18 protein-coding genes are annotated in these 20082 nt (G+C 73.2%); 5 read left to right on the forward strand and 13 right to left on the reverse strand.

What is annotated here, in order from left to right; genetic code table 11:
- Positions 1-19 precede the first annotated feature (19 nt).
- The 6 genes from ABD369_RS05920 to ABD369_RS05945 form a co-directional block, all read right to left on the reverse strand.
- Positions 20-1345, reverse strand: coding sequence for a vWA domain-containing protein (locus ABD369_RS05920; RefSeq protein ID WP_344635146.1), 1326 nt, complete (start codon positions 1343-1345; stop codon positions 20-22).
- Between the two features lie 88 nt (positions 1346-1433).
- Entirely contained in the window at positions 1434-2570 is a 1137-nt protein-coding gene (locus ABD369_RS05925; RefSeq protein ID WP_344635147.1) for a PP2C family protein-serine/threonine phosphatase, read from the reverse strand.
- 5 nt (positions 2571-2575) lie between these two features.
- Positions 2576-5047, reverse strand: coding sequence for a serine/threonine-protein kinase (locus ABD369_RS05930; RefSeq protein ID WP_425557543.1), 2472 nt, complete (start codon positions 5045-5047; stop codon positions 2576-2578).
- Complete coding sequence (locus ABD369_RS05935; RefSeq protein WP_344635413.1) at positions 5044-6390, reverse strand: hypothetical protein; 1347 nt, start codon at positions 6388-6390, stop codon at positions 5044-5046. Before ABD369_RS05935 ends, ABD369_RS05930 begins: the two co-directional genes overlap by 4 nt.
- Before the next feature lie 84 nt (positions 6391-6474).
- Positions 6475-7431 (reverse strand): glutamate ABC transporter substrate-binding protein, encoded by a 957-nt coding sequence (locus ABD369_RS05940; protein ID WP_344635149.1) that lies wholly within the window; start codon positions 7429-7431, stop codon positions 6475-6477.
- 11 nt (positions 7432-7442) lie between these two features.
- On the reverse strand, positions 7443-8852 hold the full coding sequence (locus tag ABD369_RS05945; protein WP_344635150.1) for a hypothetical protein: 1410 nt from the start codon (positions 8850-8852) through the stop codon (positions 7443-7445).
- Between the two features lie 304 nt (positions 8853-9156).
- Here ABD369_RS05945 and ABD369_RS05950 point away from each other — a divergent pair, with 304 nt between their 5' ends.
- The 4 genes from ABD369_RS05950 to ABD369_RS05965 all read left to right on the forward strand — a co-directional run bounded on the left by ABD369_RS05950 (position 9157) and on the right by ABD369_RS05965 (position 12347).
- Positions 9157-9732: a nucleosidase gene (locus ABD369_RS05950; protein ID WP_344635151.1), complete on the forward strand. Its 576-nt coding sequence runs from the start codon at positions 9157-9159 to the stop codon at positions 9730-9732.
- A gap of 117 nt (positions 9733-9849) precedes the next feature.
- A complete protein-coding gene (locus ABD369_RS05955) occupies positions 9850-10977 on the forward strand; it encodes a PP2C family protein-serine/threonine phosphatase (protein WP_344635152.1) in 1128 nt (375 codons plus the stop codon).
- A gap of 10 nt (positions 10978-10987) precedes the next feature.
- Positions 10988-11539 (forward strand): hypothetical protein, encoded by a 552-nt coding sequence (locus ABD369_RS05960; protein WP_344635153.1) that lies wholly within the window; start codon positions 10988-10990, stop codon positions 11537-11539.
- A gap of 28 nt (positions 11540-11567) precedes the next feature.
- The gene (locus ABD369_RS05965; protein ID WP_344635154.1) at positions 11568-12347 is read left to right on the forward strand and encodes a GNAT family N-acetyltransferase; all 780 of its coding nucleotides are present in this window, start codon (positions 11568-11570) and stop codon (positions 12345-12347) included.
- Positions 12348-12402: 55 nt separating this feature from the next.
- Here the strand turns inward: ABD369_RS05965 and ABD369_RS05970 are convergent, their stop codons facing one another.
- Positions 12403-12999, reverse strand: a complete 597-nt coding sequence (locus tag ABD369_RS05970; RefSeq protein ID WP_344635155.1) for a cysteine hydrolase family protein — start codon at positions 12997-12999, stop codon at positions 12403-12405.
- Positions 13000-13070: 71 nt separating this feature from the next.
- Between ABD369_RS05970 and ABD369_RS05975 the strand changes: the two genes are divergently transcribed.
- Positions 13071-14060: a GlxA family transcriptional regulator gene (locus ABD369_RS05975; protein WP_344635156.1), complete on the forward strand. Its 990-nt coding sequence runs from the start codon at positions 13071-13073 to the stop codon at positions 14058-14060.
- Here ABD369_RS05975 and ABD369_RS05980 read toward each other — a convergent pair.
- The 6 genes from ABD369_RS05980 to ABD369_RS06005 form a co-directional block, all read right to left on the reverse strand.
- On the reverse strand, positions 14024-14311 hold the full coding sequence (locus tag ABD369_RS05980) for a hypothetical protein (protein ID WP_344635157.1): 288 nt from the start codon (positions 14309-14311) through the stop codon (positions 14024-14026). The two genes, ABD369_RS05975 and ABD369_RS05980, sit on opposite strands and share 37 nt — an antisense overlap.
- 84 nt (positions 14312-14395) lie before the next feature.
- Positions 14396-15442 carry an N-acetylglucosamine kinase gene (locus tag ABD369_RS05985; protein WP_344635158.1) on the reverse strand — a complete coding sequence of 349 codons (1047 nt, stop codon included), beginning with the start codon at positions 15440-15442 and terminating at the stop codon, positions 14396-14398.
- 93 nt (positions 15443-15535) lie between these two features.
- Entirely contained in the window at positions 15536-16822 is a 1287-nt protein-coding gene (locus tag ABD369_RS05990) for a 6-phospho-beta-glucosidase (RefSeq protein WP_344635159.1), read from the reverse strand.
- Positions 16822-17712 (reverse strand): carbohydrate ABC transporter permease, encoded by an 891-nt coding sequence (locus ABD369_RS05995; protein WP_344635160.1) that lies wholly within the window; start codon positions 17710-17712, stop codon positions 16822-16824. The genes ABD369_RS05990 and ABD369_RS05995 overlap by 1 nt, the downstream gene beginning before the upstream one ends.
- A 1-nt stretch (position 17713) precedes the next feature.
- Complete coding sequence (locus tag ABD369_RS06000; RefSeq protein WP_344635161.1) at positions 17714-18691, reverse strand: carbohydrate ABC transporter permease; 978 nt, start codon at positions 18689-18691, stop codon at positions 17714-17716.
- 1 nt (position 18692) lies between these two features.
- Positions 18693-20039, reverse strand: a complete 1347-nt coding sequence (locus tag ABD369_RS06005; RefSeq protein ID WP_344635162.1) for an extracellular solute-binding protein — start codon at positions 20037-20039, stop codon at positions 18693-18695.
- Positions 20040-20082: the final 43 nt, after the last annotated feature.

The following is a 20082-nucleotide window of genomic DNA, read 5'->3' on the forward strand; positions in this document are numbered from 1 at the left end:
CCACGCTCGGCTGAACCGGTCATTTCTTCACCCGTACCGTCTTCGTCGACCGGGTCTCAAGAGTCATTGAGTCGGCCTCGCTCACGTTCTTACGGAACCGAACCGTACCCTCCTTCGCGTCCACTACGTCGACCACCTTCTGCAACAGCTTGAACGTGCCCTCGTTGCCGGTCTCGTGGGCGAGCCGCACGGCGATGCCCAACTTCGCGGTGGCACGGTCCACATCCCCCGCCCGGTGCGCGGCCATCCCTTCCTGGACGGCCGCGGAGAGCTCGGCCTGGCCGGTGTAGTGGGCCACCTGCGGGCTGATCCGGGTGGAGGAGACCAGGTCATCGGTCCAGATCGCCCGGACCAGGCCCTGGGAGAGCACCTCGGAGTTGCCGTCGGGCCGAGGGAGGACCAGGCTGATCCGGGCTGCGAGCATCTCGTTGCCGACCGGGGCGTTCGGGACCTCGACGCAGACGTGGTAGTCGCGGCTCTCGTCGCCCCAGGAGCCGGTGGGGTAGTCGCCGGCGCGCGGCCCGGCCTCCGCCCGGCGCCCGGTCAGGTCCTCGACCGTCGGGGCGACCTGCTTGACGTACTTGACCACCGCGTTGGCCGGGGTCCACAACCGCAGTGCCACGTCGGCGACCTGTTTGCCCATGGTCTTCTCCATCATGCTGCGGAAGTCCTCGGCCAGGCCGGAGGGCTCCGCGACGATGTCCACCGTGCCGAGCAGGGCGGAGGAGATCCGGCGCAGCTCGTCGATCTCCCAGTCGGTGCCGACGCCGCGGCAGTCCACCGTGAACCTGCCGGTGACCTCGTCCAGGACGCGCTGCAGTTCGCGGGGCTTCTCGTGCTCGTTGCGGCCGTCGGTGAGCAGGATGCCGTGCCGGATGGCGATGTCGGGCCGGGTCTCGAAGAGCCGGTCCGCCAGCGAAAGCCAGGTCCCGATCGCGGTGCCGCCGGCCGGGTTGAGCTTGCGCAGGGCCTGCTTGGCCTGCTCACGGGTGGCCTGGCCGGCGACGGCCAGCCGCCCCTCGCCCGGGTAGACCTCGACGGCCTCGTGGGTGCCCTTGACAACGGCGAAGGCGACGCCGTCCCGCAGGGCATCGATCGCCACGGCGGTGGCCTCGCGGGCGTTGCGCATCTTCGTGGGCGGGTAGTCCATCGAACCCGAGCAGTCGACCATGATCACCACCGCCGAGTCCGCGCCCCGCGCGCCGTCGGTGGACGGCAGCCCGGCCGCGGTGCCGGTGGCGGTGACGGTGACGATCGCGTTCACCTCGCGAGCACCGTCGGCCAGGTACTCGTTCTGGAAGATGTCGACGCTGAAACCCGGGTGCGAGTTGGACTGGGTGGCCATCGCTGCTCCTGTCGAACGTTGAGTGAAGTAGAGCGGTGAGTGAGCCGGGGGAGACGGTGGTGCGGGTACGGATCGGCCTGATGGGGCGTCAGGGCCTGGTGGTGGCTGCCGGGGAGGGCTGGTCCGGCAGGGTCCGGAAGGGCTGGAAGTCCACCAGCGTGGGAGCGGGCTCGATGGCGGGCGGGTCGATCGGGAGGACGGCGACGGTGATGTTGTCGTGTCCGCCGGCGGCGACCGCGAACCTCACCAGCGCCTGCGCGGCTGCCAGCGGTTCGGTGCGGGCGTCGGCGCGGACGAAGGAGGCCAGGTCGGTGGCGGCCTCGGCGTAGTTCCACAGGCCGTCGGTGCAGATCAGCAGCACACCGGGGACGTGCGGGGTGAAGCCGACGGTGTGCGGTTCGAGCTCCTCCGCGTCCGCGCCGAGCCAGCCGGTGATGGCGTGCGCGCGCGGGTCGGCGTACGCCTCGGTCTCGCTCATCAGCCCGGCGGCGACCATCCTGGCGGCCCAGGAGTCGTCCTCGGTGAGCCGGTACGGGACGGCGGCGACCCGGTCGTCCGGGATCCAGTACGCCCGGGTGTCGCCGACCCAGCCGATGGTGACCCGTCCGCCGGCCGCGATCGCGCTGACGTAGGTGCAGGCTGGCGCGTTGAGGCTGCCACCCGGCGTGAGCGTTCCGTCCTGCGCCAGCTCGGAGACGGCGCGCGCCGCCGTCTCGATGGCGGCGCGCATCGCAGCCTCGGGCTCCTCGCCGTGCTCCAGGGCGGTCAGCAGGGACTCGGAGGCGGCGTCGACGGCGGCCTTCGACGCATCGTCGGGCCGGGCGGAGGAGGAGACGCCGTCGCAGACCACCGCGACCACGGCCGGCTCGCCGCCGGGCAGTGAGGTGGCGGCCACGGTGAACGCGTCCTCGTTGCGGTGGTGGCGCAGACCGCGGTCGGTGACGCCGGCGACGCCGGTGACCGAGCGCTCCTGGTGGTCGCGCGGTCGGGGCTGCACGCCGCCGCAGGACTCGCAGTACCCGTCGGGGGCGACCTCGGCGGCACCGCAGTGCACACAGGCCGACGACGCGCCGGCCACGGGGCCCGCGCCGGCTTCGGGACCGGCGGGGGGCTCCGGTTCGGCCGGGGGCTCCGGTTCGTTCAGGTCCCGGCCGCAGGCGCCGCAGAAGACGTCCTCCACCTCCAGCGGTTCGGCACAGCTCGGGCACACGGTCTGCTGCGGCATCGCACTCACACCCACGTCCGGGGACGGGCCCGGTTCGCCCGTTCCACCATCTCGATCCTGGTCTCGGTCCGGTCGGACAACCGGGCCAGCACTCGGTAGGAGTGTTCCAGAGCGAAGCGCAGTTCCCGTTCACCGGTCGAATGTCCGAGTACCCGAACGGCGGCGTCCGGGCCCGCCCCCGGCCGCCCGGCCAGCACCCAGGCCAACGCGCTGTCGAGCACCTCGATCGCCAGTTCCTCGCTCCGCCGGGCGTCCAGGGTGAGCCCGGCCAGTTGCTCGGAGCAGCGGACCAGGTCGGGACCGAGCGGATCACCCGCTGCCCGGCCGCGCAGCCGGGCCCGGACGGCGCCGATCCGGGCGGCGGTGTAGTGCGTCGACACCTCGGGCACCGCCTCCAGCGCCCGCACCGCGCCCGGCCGGTCGCCGGCGGCCAGCCGGACCCGGGCCAGGCCGAAGGCGGCACTGACGTAGGCCGGGTCGGTGCTGCCGACCAGTCGGTAGAACTCGGCCGCGTCCTCGCCCGAGCCGGCCAGTTCGGCGCAGACGGCCAGGGCCAGCTTGGGCGCGGCCTCGCCGGGGAACGCGTCGTAGACGGCGTCGAAGGCCTCGGCCGCCTCGGCGATCCGGGCCGGCCGGGAGGCAGGGTCCGGTGCGGGGATCACCAGCGCCGCCAGCCCCCGGTACCAGACCGTCCGCCAGTCGTCCGGGTACTCCTGCGCCAGGGCGTGCAGAGCGGCGTCCACCGCGGCGTCGTCCCGCAGCTCCAGGTGGGCGCGCAGTTCGCGCAGCCGCAGCTCGACCGAGGGGACCGGTGCGGCGGCGAGGGCGGCCAGCGCCTCGGCGGGCGAGCCGGCGACCAGGGTGGCGAGGAATCCGGCGCCCGGGTCGCCTGGGTCGACCCGGGGTACCGGCAGGGCCAGCGCGGCGGCCGCAGCGTCCAGCGGCTCGGTGGTCAACTCGGTGTCCACCACCCGCAGTTCGGGGCCGAACAGGGTGGAGGCGGCGGGCCTGGCCCGCCCGTCCTGCAGGCTCAGCACCTCGCGCAGCACGCCCGTCAGCTGGTCGGCCATCTCCTCGGCGGAGGCGAATCGGCGGGCCGGGTCCGGATCGGTGGCTCGGACCAGGAGGCGGTAGTACGACTCGTACCGGTCGAAGACCGGGACCTGCTCGGGGTCGGGCAGGTCGTAGCGGTAGGCGGTCGAGTAGCCCTGGAAGTCGAAGGTGAGCACGGCCAGGGTGCGCGCCACGGTGTAGAGGTCGGAGGCGGGGGAGGGGCCGTGGGTGGCGATCTCCGGGGCTTGGTAGCCGACCGTGCCGTAGATCGGGCCCTCGTCGTCGAAGCGGCGGACGGCGCCCATGTCGATGATCTTGAGCGAGTCCTCGGCCTGTATCACGTTGTCGATCTTGAAGTCGCAGTAGACCAGCCCCCGGCTGTGCAGGTAGCCCAACGCGGGCAGCGCCTCCAGCGCGTACGCGATGGCCTGCTCCACCGGCAGCGGATCGCGGCGGCCGTCGGGGGTGCGGCGCCCGCCCGCGATGTCCTTGAGCGACTTGCCGCCGACGTACTCCATCACGATGTAGCCGTCGGTGGAGCCGGTGCGCAGATCGGGGTGCTCGACGAAGTTGATGATGCGGACGATGTTCGGGTGGTCCACCTCGGCCAGGAAGCGGCGCTCCGCTATCGCCACCGCCAGCGCGTCCTCGTCGCCGGTGTCCAGCAGGCCCTTGAGCACCACCCATCGGTCGCTGACCCGCCGGTCCACCGCCAGGTAGATCCAGCCGAGACCGCCGTGGGCCAGGCAGCCGAGCACCTCGTACTGGCCGCCGACCAGGTCGCCGCGGACCAGCTTGGGCGTGAACGAGTACGGCGTGCCGCACTTGGTGCAGAAGCCCTCGGGCCGGCCGGGCCGGCCGTTCTTCTCCCGGCCCACCGGGGTGTCGCACTTGCTGCAGAACCGCTTGTGCTCGGGCACCTGCGGGTCCGTCAGCACGGCCGCCGCCGGGTCGGGTCGGGGCACCGCAGGCACTGTCACCAGGCCGGCGCCCAGGTTGCCGCGCCGTGCCGTACCCGTGCTGCCGCCCTTGCTGCTGCGGACCGAGAGCGAACGGCCGCTGCCGGTACGGGTGGAGCGGTGCGAACGGGAACGGCCCGACATGGTCCGCGCCGAGCGGCTGGAGTCCGGGGAGGCCGTGCGGGCCGACGGCAGGTACGGCTGGGTCGGGGGGAGCGTCTCCAGCGGGGCCAGGCCGCACTCGTCGCAGTAGCCGTCCGCGTCGATCGTCCCGGTGCACTCGCCCCTGGCGCACCCGTCACCCGGGCCCGCCCGCCGGGCCGGAGCGGGCCCGGCGCCGGTGGAGGTGGCCGCGGCGGCACCCGCCGCGGGGGCGAGCCCGCACTCGTCGCAGTAGCCGTCCGCGTCGATCGTCCCCGAGCCGGAGCACTCCGGCCGTACACATGCCTCGCCCATGGATCTCATGCCCCCCGTTCGTCCTGGTACCCGATCGCCGGTCGGTCAACCGGCCCGCCCGCCTCGGGCCGCGGCGCCGGCGGCCGGGCGGGTCTTATCGACTGCTGGAAGCGGTTCACCGCCTCCGCCGCCGCCCGCAGGTCGCACGGCGCGCTCCACAGCAGCCAGCGGGCCTTCTCGAAGCGCTCGACCACCTCCGGGTCCTCGGCCAGTCCGAGCCGGGCGGCCATCGCCTTGTACGCCTCCAGCCGCCCGCGCAACTCGGCCCGGAGCGCAAGCGGTTGGGCGACCTCGGTGAGTGACTGCCGGGCCCGGGCGAGCTCCTTGGTGGCGGCGTCCTCCAGGGTGTCCAGCAGGGGTGCCAGTCGGTGCCACTGGCCGGTCTGCTGCAACTCCACTGCCTGGACGATCCGTTCACGCAGTGCCGAGGCGGGCCCCGGCACGGCCGGCACCTCGGTCGCGGCGATCTTCGCCAGCACCTCGCCGCGGGCCCGGCGGGCCTCGGCAAGTGTGGCATCGGCGCGTTGCAGCAGGTCGCCGACCTGCTGCAACCGCTCATGGGCCTCGTCCCGCAGTCGGAGCAGCCCCTCCAGCTCGACCCGGATGTCGTCCAGGCCGCGCCCGGCCCGGTCGAAGCGCTCGGTGTCGACCACACCCGCGGCCGGGGCGAACGGGCCGGCCCCGGTGGGGGTGTCGCCGGCACGCTGCGCCGGCACCCGGGCCGGACGCCAGAGCGCCAGCGGGTCGGCCAGCACCTCGGCCCGCAGTGTCGTCAACTCCTCGGCCAGACCGGCCAGATCGTCGCCGAGCGGATGGCTGCCCGGGCGGACGCCGACCGAGACGGCGAGCATCTGCACCCGGCCCAGCTCGACCAGCAGCAGGTCTATCCGGGCGGGCAGCGCGGACCAGACCGCGTCGGCGGCGTTCACCACCTCGAGCACGGTGGCGTACCAGGCGTTCATCCGCTCCATCAGCTCGTCCAGGCTGATCCGCTCCACCAGCCGGGCCGGCCCGGGGCCCGCCGCCTCCGGCAGCCGGCCACCGGGGACGGTCACGGCCGGGCCGCCGAGCAGCTCGCTCAGCTCGGCCAGTTCGGCGCTACCCGGACGGTTGCGGCGGGAGCGGACCGCCCGGGCGGAGGCCAGCGCCTCCGAGTGGCGGTCGAACAGCTCCCAGAGCAGCGTCAGGGCCTGCGCGGCGACGGACCAGCGCTCCTCGGTGCGCCCGCTCAGCGCGGCGCCCTCCAGCAGCCGGCGGCCCTGGTGGTCCTGCAGGGCCAGCAGCGCCGCCTCCACGGCATCGCGCTCGGCACCGAGCCGCGCCAGGGCGCGGTCCACCTCCTCCCGGTTCATCACCGGGCCAGCAGATCCTGCCAATGCTCCGTCCTTCCTTCGTCCGTACGTCCAGCTCCGATGGCCGCCACTATTCCGGACGGGTCACCTGAGGTACGCGGCCGGGTCGGCCCCCATGCTCCCGGCCAGCCAGTGGTCGTAGCTCGCCCGCCAGCCGCCGTCCGCCCGGTAGTTCACCAGCACCTGGTTCACCCGCGCCACCAGGTCGGTGTCCTCCTTCCGCATCGCGATGCCCATGTGGGCGAAGGCGATCTGCTCGCCGGCCTGCTCGACCGTCGGGTCCTGTGCGGCCTGGGCGGCCGCCAGCGCGGTGTCGGTGAGCGTGGCGTCCACCTGTCCCAGCTGCATCAGCACCAGGCAGTCCAGCTGGTTCTCCACCACCCTGATGCCGGCCGTCCCGTAGGGGTTCCGGTTCCCTCCGGGACTGAGCACCGCCTGCGAGGACGACTGGTCGGCCACGCAGGCGCGGCTGCCCCTGAGCCCCTGCGCCAGGCTGGTGACCTTGGCCGCCTTCGGTACCACCAGCCGCTGGCCGGAGGCGAAGTACGGGGCGGAGAAGGCGATCTCCTGCCACCGCTCACAGGTGATCGTCATCGTACGGGCGATGAGATCGACCTGGCCGTTCTTGACGGCTTCCATACGCTTGGCCGTCGGCACGGTCCGATAGGTCACCTTGTCCGGATCGCCGAGCAGCGCCTTGGCCACCGCTCGCGCCAGGTCGATGTCGAAGCCCTCGATCCGGCCGGTCTGCGGGTTGCGGTAGCCCCAGTGGTAGCTGTTCTGGTCCACTCCGACGATCAGGGTGCCGCGCTGCTTGATCTGCTGGACCTTGGGCCCGCTCTCGCTGCGGCTCGGCGCCGGCGTGCGGTCCTCGCAGCCGCCCGCCGAGGCCGGGGCGGCCTGCGGCGGGACGGCCTCGGGCCGCTGCACCGCCGTGCGGACGGGCGCCCCCGGACCGCCCGCGCCGCCCGCGCCGAGCAGCCAGGCCGCCAGTACGGCAACGCCGCCCAGTCGTGCGGTACGTGCCACTGTGCTACGCATCGTCAGCCCCCTCACCGGTACTCGGCCAGCCGGCGGCCGAGGCCGCGGAGCACCCCGGCCGCCGCCAGCACGGCCAGGACCGCGGACCCCGCCGCCACCGCGTCCAGCACCCCGTCGGTGCCCTTGGCCGAGTGGGTGAACGCCGCCTGCTCCGCCGTCGCCGCCCGGGCCAACTGCTGGTCCAGGGCGGTGAAGGCGCTCTCCGCGGAGGCATCGGTGCCGCCGACCGTGGCGTGCAGTGCGGCGTCGTAGTCGCCCTGTTCGTTGCTCCTGGCGGCGGTCCTGTGCCGGTCGTCCCAGGCGGCGAAGAGCGTCTGGGCCTCGGCCAGGGCCGCAGCCGCCTCGCCGGGCGCGCCCGAGCGGGCCCGGGCGAGGGTGCCGCCACTTCGCCCGCCGCCGTTCACGCCGTCCGCGGCGGGCGGGCCGGCCAGCGAGGCGGTCAGCGCGGACCACTGCCTGGTGTAGGTGCCGGAGGCGCCCCGGGCGACCAGGTCCAGGTTCTCCGCCGTGTGCGACTGGAGGGCCTCGATCCTGGCCTGGTCGAGCGTGCGCAGCGGGACGGCGCCGTTCGCCCGGCTGTCCGCCAGCCCGGACCGGGCGGACAGGCTGCCCGCCGTCAGCCAGGCCAGCGCGGCCAGCACGGCGGCACTCGCGCCGAGCAAACCCGGGTTGAACACCCGGTTGGTCCGGCGCAGCAGCAGCACCTGGCAGCGGACCAGTACCACGAGCGTCAGCAGTCCGAGCGCCAGGGCCGCCCACGGGAACGAGTCGGCGGCACGGTAGTCACCGTCCAGCCGCCCGGCCTCCACCGCCGCGAGGTGCTGGGCGGCGGGCAGCATGGTGTCCTGCATCCGGCCGGACGCGTAGCGCAGATACGCTCCGCCGAGCGGCAGGCCCTGCCGGTCGTCCGCCCCGGCGGTCTCCACCAGGCCCGCGTACTGCGGGAGTTGCCGGTTCAGGGTGGCGACCCACTGCTGGGCCTCGGAGGAGGAGCCGGCCCGGGCGGCGGCCTCGGCGAGCAGCCGGGCGGCGGTGTCCAGGTCGCCGTGGTAGCGGTCGCGGACGGCCTGCGGCGCGTCGCCCGCGAGCAGGAAGGCGGACGCGGCGGTGGCGTCGGCGTCGGCGAGCGAGCGGTAGATCTCGGCGGCGTTCTGGCTCAGCGGCTGACTGTGCGACACCACCTGGCCGGCCGCGCGGGCCCGGGCGGCGGCCTGCCAGGCCGTCAGCGCGCCGAAGGCCAGTACCAGGGCGGTCAACAGGACGGCGGCGGTGCGCAGTCGGGCGGGCGCGGTCCGGGTGGCGCGGCGCGGCCACGCCATGGCGCGCCGGACCACGGGCGGGACGGGCGCCGCCGCCGGTCCGGGTACCGGAGCCACCACCGGTCCGGGTGCTGCTCTCGCGGTCTGCGCCGGTGCTGCCACCTGCCCCACCCTCCCCCCAAGGGCGGCCCCGCCTCACCGGAGCCCGCCATTGCCAAGCAGTATGGCCACGGCCCCGGGCGGCCACACGCGAGTTGTGCGCCTCTTGAGCTTCGCCTGTTCCCAACTCCCGTGCCCCGTCCGGCCGGAGCCCCCGGTGGTGCCCGGCGGCCGGCGGCGCGGATGCACCCTAAGCGGTGACCGGGCACGGCGGGTACGGCCGTGCGGAACCGGTACCGGGTCGGGACGGCCCTGGTGCCTGACCGGCACCTGCCGGGGCGTGGAGGGGGCGCCTACCATGGACCGTATGCGTCTGCTTGGAACGATCACTCCCGACCGTCCGCTGCTCGTCGTCGCCGTCCAGGAGGAGGCCGTCCACCTCGACGACAGCTTCCCCGTGCTGCTCACCGGCATGGGGAAGGTCAACGCGGCCGCTTCGCTGGCCACCGTGTTGGCCCGGGGCGAGGTCCCGTCCGAGATCGTCAACCTGGGTACCGCCGGCGCGCTGCGGCCCGGCTGGTTCGGCACCCACCAGGTGGCGCAGGTGATCCAGCACGACATCGACACCCCGGCGCTCCACGCGCTCAGCGGCCGGCTCTACGGCGCGCCGATCACGGTGAGTGGGACCCCCGGGCCGGTGCTGGCCACCGGTGACCTGTTCGTCTCCGACCCCGGGGCCCGCGACCGGCTGGCCGAGCGCGCCGACCTGGTCGACATGGAGGGTTACGCGCTCGCTACCGTCGCCCAGCGCGCGGGGGTGCCGATCCGCCTGATCAAGCACGTCAGCGACGAGGCCGACGAGGGGGCCGCCCGCAGCTGGCGGGAGTCGGTGGACGGCTGCGCCAAGGTCCTGGCGGAGTGGGTGCGCACCGAGCTCCGGTGAGCGTACGGGACGGGTGGGCGCTGAACGGCGGGTGCGCGCGGGCGCTGCCGCGCGCACAACCCGAGTGCGCGCCGTGTCCACCCGGGGCGCGGGGGTGCCGGGGTGTAACTATGACCCATGTCCTTCCGGCTGTGGTCGCATCTCCGCCGGTCGCTGCTGCTGATTCCCTTCGGGCTGATCGTGGTGGTCTGTGTCGTGGACATCCTGGCCCCGCCCGACGTCCATCTGGGGCCACTGCTGGTGGCGGCCCCGGCGATCACGGCGTCGTTCGCCCGGGCCCGGGGGACGGCGCTGGTCGCTGTGCTCGCGGTGCTCGGCCAGGTCGCGATCGGTGTCCAGCGGAGCGTGATCGGCACCGAGAACATCCAGGTGCAGATCGCCGCACTGGTGGTCGTCTCCGCCCTGGTGGTGGTCTTCACCCTGGTACGGGAGCGGCACTCGCGTGAGCTGACGAAGGTGCGGTCGGTGGCGGCGGCGGCCCAGAAGGTGCTGCTGCAGCCGCTGCCGGGCCGGGCGGGCCCGCTCCAGATCGCCTCGCTGTACCTTCCCGCCGAGGCCGAGGCGCAGATGGGCGGCGATCTGTACGCGGCGGCCCGCAGGACGGGCGGTACCCGGATGATCATCGGTGACGTCCGCGGCAAGGGCCTCGCCGCCATCAACCTGGCGTCGTTGGTGCTCGGCGCCTTCCGCGCCGCCGCCCACCGGCAGGCCACCCTGACCAATCTGGGGATCCATCTCGACGGTGCCGTCCACTGGGATGCCGTCCAGTGGCGGGACGCCGGCCCCGACCACGAGCCGTCCGAGCACAGCGAGTCGTTCGTGACGGCCATGGTGCTCGACATCCCCGACGACGAACCGCTGGTCCACCTGGTCGACTGCGGCCATCCGCCGGCCCTGCTGGTGCGGGACGGCCGCACGAGCGAGCTGAGGGCGCCGTCCTCACTGCCGCTGGGACTGGGTATCGCCCTCGGCCTCGCCGAGTTCGAGCCGGTGACCTTCGGATTCGGTCCGGGCGACCTGCTGTTGCTGTACACGGACGGTGTGATCGAGGCACGCGACGAGGCGGGTGCCTTCTACCCGCTCGCCGAGCGGGCGGCGGCGTGGTCGGGCGACGAACCGGAGGACCTGCTGCGGTACCTGAGGGACGGTCTGCTCGCGCACGTCCAGGGAAGGCTGGGCGACGACGCGGCCATGGTCGCCATCCGCCGGACGGCCGCTCCGCCCGCCGAGGGTGCCGTCTTCTAAAGTGCGGCGCATGGGACTTCTCAAGCTGATCCGGGACAACGACGACGTCGCCGGTTTCCTCTGCTGGCCGGGCGAGTTCGACATCGCCTACTACGACCACGTGGAGGAGGTCCGGCTGGCCTCCGGCGAGGCGCTGGAGGGCATCGCGAAGGACGGCGCGGGCGGCACGTACTTCTTCTGCGGCGAGGGCGGCGAGGAACGCCCGATCCTCTACGCCGACTCCGAGGGCGGGGCCACGCTGCTCGCCGCCGGCCTCCCCGAACTGCTCCGGCTGCTGATCGGCGCCCCGCACTGGCAGAGCTGCCTGGACGAGAGTCTGGAACGGACCCTCGCCCAGGACGAGGAGGCGCTGGAGGAACTGCTGGAGTACCACCCCGACTTCGACGCCGACCAGGCCGCCACCGCGGCGGCGCTCGGCCTGCCGGTGCTGGACCGGACCGAGCTGCTGACCAGGCTGTACGAGGTCGCCACCGGCCCGGGGCGGGAGTACGTGCTGCTCAACGCCGAGGAGGGGACGGCCTACCGCTTCCTCTGGGCGCCGCGGGAAAACGACTTGCCGTGACCACGGGCCGGTGCTGGAGTACCGGCTGATGGACAGTGAGACGTTGCTGGCGGCCTTCGACCGGCAGATGAGGCGAGACGCCGTACCCGACGGGCCCGGGGCCGTGGTCGAACGGGTGGACGGCGTGGTGCGGCAGACCGGTGCGCGACACGCGTGGAACGGTGTGCTCTGGTCGGGGCTGGACGAGGAGACCGCCGACGCGGCGATCGCGGCGCAGCTGCGGCACTTCGGCGCGCTGGGCGTGGAGTTCGAATGGAAGCTCTACTCGCACGACCGGCCCGCCGACCTGGGTGGCCGGCTGCGGGCGGCCGGGTTCGTGCCGGAACCCGCGGAGACGCTGCTGGTGGCGCCGGTCGAGGCGCTGTCCACCGAGGCCGAACCGCCGGGCGGGGTACGCCTGGTGCCGGTGACCGACGAGGCCGGGATCGACCTGGTGAAGGACGTGCACGAGCGGGTCTTCGGCACGGACGGCTCCCGGCTGCGGCAGCGGCTGCTCGACCGGCTGGCCGTGGACCCGGAGTCGCTCATCGTGGTCCTGGCCATGGCGGGCGAGCAGCCGGTGTGCGCGGCGCGGCTCGAGTTCAACCCGGGCACCGAGTTCGCCGGGTTGTGGGGCGGCGGCACCCTCGCCGAGTGGCGCGGCCGGGGCATCTACCGGGCCATGGTCGCCCACCGCGCCCGCCTCGCCGCCGAGCGCGGCTACCGCTACCTCCAGGTCGACGCCTCCGACCAGAGCCGCCCGATCCTGAAGCGGCTGGGCTTCGTCGAGCTGGGCACCACCACCCCGTACCTCCACCAACCCCGGTAGGGCCGTTGGACCGACCGGCAGCAGGGCCCGCGGCGCTCCCTGCTGCCGGCCGGTATCACTCGGGCGCGCCCGCCGCCAGCACGTCCTTGGTGGTGACCACCTTGGCGAACCGCATGCTGTGCAGCGTCGCGGCGGTGGCGCGGGCGAGGTCGGCGGCGGGGATCTTCCCGCCGTCCGGGCCCGCCATGTCGAAGGTGTGCATGGCGTCGATCGGGAAGACCACGTCGTAGCCGAGGTTGCCGCCCATCCGGGCGGTGGTCTCGTTGCAGACGTTGGTCATGATGCCGACCGTCACCAACTGGGTGGCACCGCGCTGTTGGAGCCACTCGTGCAGGTCTGGGGTGCCGTAGAAGGCGCTGTTCACGGTCTTGGTGATGTGCAGGTCCCGGCTGGCCGCGGCCACGAAGGGCTTGAGCTCGTACCCCGGGGTGCCGCGGTCCAGGGTGCCGCCCGTCGTCTCGTGCTGCACGACCACGACTGGGCGGCCGGTGGAGTGCCAGAGGTCCAGCAGCTCGGCGATCCGCTGCTCGGCCTCGGGATTGTCCCGGGCACCGAGGACGGGATCCTCGAAACCCTGCTGGACGTCGATCACGATCAGCACGGCGTCGTCGGTGAGGCGGAGCGGGGCGCCGAAGGGAGCGGTGTTCGTCATGGCTTCAGCATGCGGCCCGGGGCGGCGGCGCGGTGAGAGGCGGGAGCGCCGATGATCGATAGATTTCTGCCATGAGTGCTGTGGTCGGCCCGTTCGCCATGCGTGCGGTGGGGTGCCTGCTCTTCGACGGCGTACGGGCCTTCGACTACGCCGTGATCGGCGAGGTCTGGGCCAACCGGAACACCCGGCCCGGGGTACCCCCCTTCGAGCTGCGGGTCTGCGGGCCCGAGGGCGTACGGGTGCGGCTCGGCGGCGGATTGGAGCGGCTGCCCGACCACGGGCTGGACGCGCTCGCCGACTGCGACCTGGTCCTGGTGCCCGGAGTAGAGGAACCGACGGCGCCGCGCGACCCCGGGATCCTGGACGCGCTGCGGGCCGCCCACGCGTGCGGCGTGCCGATCGCCTCGCTCTGTGCCGGGGCCTTCGTCCTGGCCGAGGCCGGACTGCTGGACGGCCGCCGCGCCACCACCCACTGGGCGCTGGCGCCCGAACTCGCCCGCCGCCACCCGGCGGTGGAGGTGGACCCGGAAGTGCTGTTCACCGGCGACGGCGAGATCTGGACCTCGGCCGGGGTCGCCGCCGGGATCGACCTCTGCCTGCACCTGGTCCGCTCGGCACACGGCCAGCAGGCGGCGGCGGAGATCGCCCGGGCGATGGTCACCGCGCCGTTCCGGTCCGGTGGGCAGGCCCAGTTCATCCCCTCGCCGGTACCCGAGGGCGGCGCCGACGGCGACCCGTTGGCGGCGGTCCGGGCCACCGTGCTCGGCGCCCTCGAAGTTCCCTGGACCGTAGGTGAGTTGGCGAAGCTGGCGGCCATGTCCGACCGCTCCTTCGCCCGTAACTTCACCGCCGCCACCGGGACTCCGCCCCTGCGCTGGCTGCTGGAGCAACGCGTCCTGGCGGCCCAGCGCCTGCTGGAGGAGACGGACCTGCCGGTGGACGAGATCGCGACCCGCTGCGGCTTCGGCTCGGCGGTCTCGCTGCGCCCCGCCTTCGTCCGCCGGATCGGCGTCGCCCCGCGCGACTACCGCCGGGCCTTCCGCGGCCGCGGCCCGGGGTGAGCCCGCCGGGGCGCGGCGAACCGCACGGCCGGCCGGGTCACCTGGCCCGCGGAGACCGGTGCGCCCGTACCCGCCCGGGTGTCGTGCGCCCAGGGCGCGGCGACCAGGACCACACCGGCCGGGCCGAGCGCCATGCCGGCTGACCGGGCGGCGTCCGTCAGCGCCTCCAGGGCGGAGGCGATCTCCGGGGCGGCCGGGGTCGAGGACCGTCGGCCGCGCGCCGGGTGCGGGGTCGGGCGCGCGCCGGGCACCCGACCGGTGATCGGGTGCCCCGGGGCGCCGCGGTACCGCCGGACGGGTCCGGTCGTCGTGAGGTCCGGTTGCCGGCCGCGGCCTCAGGCAGCCGCCTCGTGGTGGGCGGCGTAGGCGGCGCGCAGGCGGCGTTCGGCGGCCGGGCCGCCGCCGATCCTGCCCGCGGCGAGCTGGTCCAGGCCGAGCAGGGCGGCGCCGAGGACCGGCGGGGCGACCACGACCCGGGGCTCGGCCAGCGGCGCGGAAGCGGCCAGCCGGGCGGTGACGTTGTCGATCAGCAGGGGCTGGCGGGCGGCCAGTACTCCGCCGCCGAGCACCACCGGTGTCGGCCGGTCCAGCAGGTTCAGCCGGCGCATGGCGACCAGCGCGAGGCCGGCGATCTCGCAGGCCTGACGGTCGATCAGGCGCAGCGCGATGGTGTCACCCGCCTCCGCGACCTGGAACAGCACCCGGGAGAGCTCGTGCAGCCGGGTCCGTTCCAGCTGCCCGAGGTGGATCGCCTCCGCCACCGCGGTCGCGCTCGGCAACCCGAAGTGCGCGGCGATGGCGGAGGCGAGCGCGGTGGCGGGGCCGCGGCCGTCCTCGGCGCGGGCGGCGTGCCACATCGACTCGGCGGCCAGCCCCCCGCCACCGCCCCAGTCGCCGGTGAGCCGGCCGAGGGCGGGGAAGCGCGCGGTACGGCCGTCGGGCAGCAGTCCGACGCAGTTGATGCCGGCGCCGCAGACCACCGCGACCCCGCGCGGCCCGTCCGTGCCGGCCCGCAGCAGCCCGAAGGTGTCGTTGGCGACGGCGCTGCCCAGCCCCCACGACCGGGCGGCGACCGCGGCCTGGAGCTGCTGCTCCTCGACGGGCAGGTCGGCGTTGGCGAGGCAGGCGCTGACGTGGGTGGTGAGCACCCCGTCGGCGGGTCTGAGGCCCGCCTCGGCGGCCGCCGCCTCGACCAGCGGGGCCAGCCCGGCGATGGCCTGCTCGGCGCCGTCCAGCTGCGGCTGGAAACCGCCGCCGCGCGCCGAGCCGTACACCGTGCCGTCGGCGCCGACCAGGGCGACATCGGTCTTGCTGTTGCCGGCGTCGATGGCGAGCACGCCGGGAAGCTGCTCGGCCTGCTGCCGGTCCATCGGTTGGTCCATCAGTCCTCGTTCCAGGTCCTGTCCGGCCGCCTCGGGCAGCCGGCCGCGCCCTCAGGGGCCCGGCCGGTGTCGCATGAGACCGTCCGGGATGGTTCAGGCCCAGCTCAGGTGGGCGTGGTTGTGCGCCAGCAGCTGGTCGGTCAGCCGGTCCGCGAGGTCCAACTGGCCGACCAGCGGATGGGCCAGCAGGGCGTCGAAGACCCGGTCCCGGCCGCCCCTGAGGGCGGCTTCCAGGGCGAGCCGCTCGTACGCCGTGACCGCGGCGATCAGGCCCGCGTACAGCGGTTCGACCGGCCGCTGCGGCAGCGGCCGTACGCCCCGGGCGTCCACCTCGGCGGGCACCTCGATCACCGCGTCGTCGGGCAGGAAGGGCAGGACACCGTCGTTGCGGGTGTTGACCACCTGCACGTCGGTGCCGCTGCCGGTGCCGAGCAGTGCGCCGATCAGCTGGACGGCGGCCTCGGAGTAGAACGCGCCGCCGCGCCTGGCGAGCAGGTCGGGCTTGCGGTCCAGCGTCGGATCGGCGTACAGCGCCAGCAACTGCCGTTCGATCTCGGCGACTTCGGCGGCTCGCGAGCCCTTGGTCCGCAACTCCTCGACCACCGCGTCGTGCTGGTAGAAGTAGCGCAGGTAGTACGAGGGGACCACGCCGAGGCGGCGGATCAGTGGCAGCGGCAGCCGCAGGTCTTCGGCGATCAGCGGGCCGAAGCCGTCCAGCAGTTCGGGCAGCACCTCGCGGCCGCCCGCTGCGCCCGGGGCGTCCAGCAGGGTGACGCCGCGCTCCCAGGTGAGGTGGTTGAGGCCGACGTGGTCGAGGCGGACCAGCTCGGGTGCGACGCCCAGGTGGGCGGCGAACTTGCGCTGGAAGCCGATGGCGACGTTGCACAGCCCGACCGCCCGGTGCCCGGCGCTCTGCAGTGCGCGGGTGACGATGCCGACCGGGTTGGTGAAGTCGACGATCCAGGCGTCCGGACTGGTGCGGCGGACCTGTTCGGCGATGTCCAGCACCACCGGGACGGTCCGCAGCGCCTTGGCCAACCCGCCCGCGCCGGTGGTCTCCTGGCCGATGCAGCCGCACTCCAGCGGCCAGGTCTCGTCCTCGTTGCGGGCCGCCTGCCCGCCGACCCGCAGCTGCAGCAGTACGGCGTCGGCCCCCTCCACGCCCGCCGCCAGATCCAAGGTGGTGGTGACGGCCGCGCCGTGTCCCTGCCGGGCGAAGATCCGCCGGGCCAGCGCGCCGATCAGCTCCAGCCGCTCCACCGCCGGGTCGATCAGCACCAGTTCGGCGATCGGGAGCGTGTCCCTCAGACGGGCCAAACCGTCGACCAGCTCCGGTGTGTAGGTCGAACCCCCGCCCACGACGGCCAGTTTGAGAGACATCAGCCCTTGACCCCTGTCAGTGTCACGCCTTCGATGAAGGCTTTCTGCGCGAAGAAGAACAGCAGGATCACCGGCGCCATCACGAGCAGCGTGGCGGCCATGGTGAGGTTCCAGTCGGTGTGGTGCGCGCCCTTGAAGGACTCCAGGCCGTAACTGAGCGTCCAGGCGCCCTCGTTCTCGCTGGCGTAGATCTGCGGGCCGAAGTAGTCGTTCCAGCAGTAGAAGAACTGGAACAGCGCGACGGCCGCGACGGCCGGCCTGGCCATCGGCAGGATCACCCGCAGCAGGGAGCCGATCTCGCCGCAGCCGTCGATCCTGGCGGCCTCCACGTACTCCTTCGGGATGGTCAGCAGGAACTGCCGCAGCAGGAATATCGAGAAGGCGTCGCCGAACGCCATCGGGATGATCAGCGGCCAGAGCGAGCCGGAGAGATGGAGCTGCTTGGCCCAGAACAGGTACATCGGGATGACCGTGACCTGCGGCGGCAACATCATCATCGAGATCACCGCCATCAGGGCCACCCTCCGGCCCCGGAAGCGGAACCTGGCCAACGCGTAGGCCACCGGGACGCTGGAGACGACGGTCAGCGCGGTGCCCAGCCCGGCGTACAGCAGGGTGTTGCGCCACCAGCTGAGGAAGCCGGGGGTCCGCCAGACCTTGGCGTAGTTGCTCCACACCCACTGGTGCGGCCACAGGTCGCCGGTGAGCGCCTGGCGGTCCGACATCACCGAGGTGAGGAGGACGAAGACGAACGGCAGCAGGAAGAACAGCGCCGCCGCGACGGCCGTCGAGTGGACGGCCACCCAGTGCAGCACGGCCCGTCTGCGGGCCAGCCGTACGGCGGTGGCGGTCTTCCCCGGGACGGGCAGGGACATGGTGGTCGTGGTCATCTCAGTCCTCGCTCTCCAGGGCGGCTCCATCGAGGAGAAAGGCCGAACGTCGGCGCAGCAGGGCCGAGGTGACGGCCATCGAGACGGCGAACAGGACCAGCGCGACCACACAGGCCGAGCCGGTGTCGAAGCGCTGGAAGCCGAGGTTGTAGACCAGCTGCGGCAGCGTCCAGGTGGAGCCGTGCGGGTAGCCGGGCTCGAACTGCTGGCCGGAGCCGCCGATCACCCCGCTGGCGACCTTCCCGGCGACGATCGCCTGCGTGTAGTACTGCATGGTCTGGATCACCCCGGTGACCACCGCGAACGCCAAGATCGGCGAGATGTTCGGGAGGGTCACGTAACGGAACCGCTGCCAGGCGCCCGCGCCGTCCAGCTCGGCGGCCTCGTACTGCTCCCTGGGCACGTCCAGCAGGGCGGCCATGAAGATCACCATCAGGTCGCCGATGCCCCACAGCGCCAGCAGGGTGAGGGCCGGCTTGGACCAGGACGGGTCGTTGAACCAGCCCGGCTGCGGCAGCCCCAGGTCGCCGAGAAGGTGGTCGACCGGCCCGGTCCCGGGGTTGAGCAGGAAGGCGAAGGCCATCGTGGCGGCCACCGGCGGTGCCAGGTACGGCAGGTAGAAGGCGGTCCGGAAGAAGCCGGCGCCGGTCTTGACCTTGGTGATCAGCAGGCCGATGCCCAGGCCGAAGGCGACCCGCAGGGCGACCATCACGACCACCAGCCAGAGGGTGTTGCGCAGCCCCTGCCAGAAGAAGGGGTAGTGGTTGAAGACGTAGTCCCAGTTCTTCAGACCGCTGAAGACGGGGGCGGTGAAGCCGTCGTACTTCATGAAGGAGAAGTAGACGGTGGAGGCCAGCGGGTAGGCGAAGAACAGGCCGAAGCCGATCAGCCAGGGGGACAGGAAGGCCAGGGTGCGGGCCCGCTCCCGGCGGCGCTTGCGCCGCAGTGCCGCGGAGTGGGCAGTGCTGTTGCCCGTCATGTCACTTCGCCTGCTCGACGGCGGTGTCGATCTCCTTGGCGGTGGCCGCCAGCCCGGCCGCCAGATCGGTCTGCTGCCCGGACTCGTACGCGTAGCCGAGGTTCTGCACCGACAGCTGGTAGGCGCCGCCGTTGATGCTGGCCGGCGTGGTGTCGGAGTGCGGGTTCCTGGCGATCTCGACGAAGGTCCTGAAGCCCGGATCGGCGTTCAGCTTGGGCGAGCTCAGTGCCGCGATGGTGCTGGGCACGTTGTGGATCGCGTTGGCGAAGCCGACCACGGCGTCGGTGTCGCAGGTCAGGTACTTGACCAGCTCCCAGGCGGCGGTCTGCTTCCGGCTGGTCCGGGCGATGCCGATGATGGTGCCGGTCTGGTAGCCGCGCCCGTAGGTTTCGGCCTGGTCGTCCGGCACCGGGAAGGGCGCGGTGGCCCACTCGAAGGGGACCTTGTCGTCGGCGAGCGAGGCGGTGCGCCACTCGCCGTCGATGGCCATCGCCACCTGGCCGGTCTCGAACGGGTTCTTGGCGCTGTACTCGTCGCCGAAGCCGGTGCGGAACCTCTCCAGCTTCTCGAAGCCGCCGAGCTTGCCGATCAGGTTCTTCTGCCAGGTGAACATCGCGGCGACCCTGGGGTCGGTGGCGATGTCCGACCTGCCGTCGGCGGCGAAGTAGTCGGCGTCGTACTGGCCCAAGTAGTGGGAAGGGCTGGACTCGTAGCCGTGGAAGTTCGGCATGAAGCCGAGCTGCCGGTAGCTGTCCCCCTCGGCGACGGTCAGTTTGACCGCGTCCTGGTCGAACTCGCTGAAGGTCTTCGGCGGCGCGGTGATCCCGGCGGCGGCGAAGGCGGTCTTGTTGTAGTAGAGCCCGTACGCGTCGCCGAGCAGCGGCAGTGAGCACTGGTCGCCCTCGAACTGGCTGTACTTGAGCATCGCGGCCGGGAAGGTCGTGGCCGGGTCTATCCCGTCCTTCTTCAGCAGCGGGTTCAGGTCGGTCCAGACGTGCGCCGAGCAGAACTTGCCGACGTTGTCGGTGCTGAAGGAGGACACCACGTCGGGTGCGTCCGGGCCGCCCGCCCGCAGCGCCTGCTCGCTCTTGTCGTCGGCGATGTTGCCGACCACCTTGACGTGGATGTTGGGGTGCAGCTTCTGGAAGGCGTCGATGTTGGCCCGGATCGCCCTGGTCTCGTTCTCCTGGCTCCAGCCGTGCCAGAAGGTGATGGTCACGTCCTTGCCCGAGGCCGAGTCGTCGGTACCCCCGGCCGGGTCGGTGCCGGTGCAGGCGGTGGCGAGGAGCGCGAGGACGGCGCAGCCCACGGCGGCGGCCGGGCGGCGGGAGCGGCGGGGGGTGTGCATCGGTCGGACCTCCTGGGGGGACGGGGGCAGGCGGCATCGCCCT

The sequence above is a fragment of the Kitasatospora cystarginea genome (assembly GCF_039533515.1).
Taxonomy (GTDB): domain Bacteria; phylum Actinomycetota; class Actinomycetes; order Streptomycetales; family Streptomycetaceae; genus Kitasatospora; species Kitasatospora cystarginea.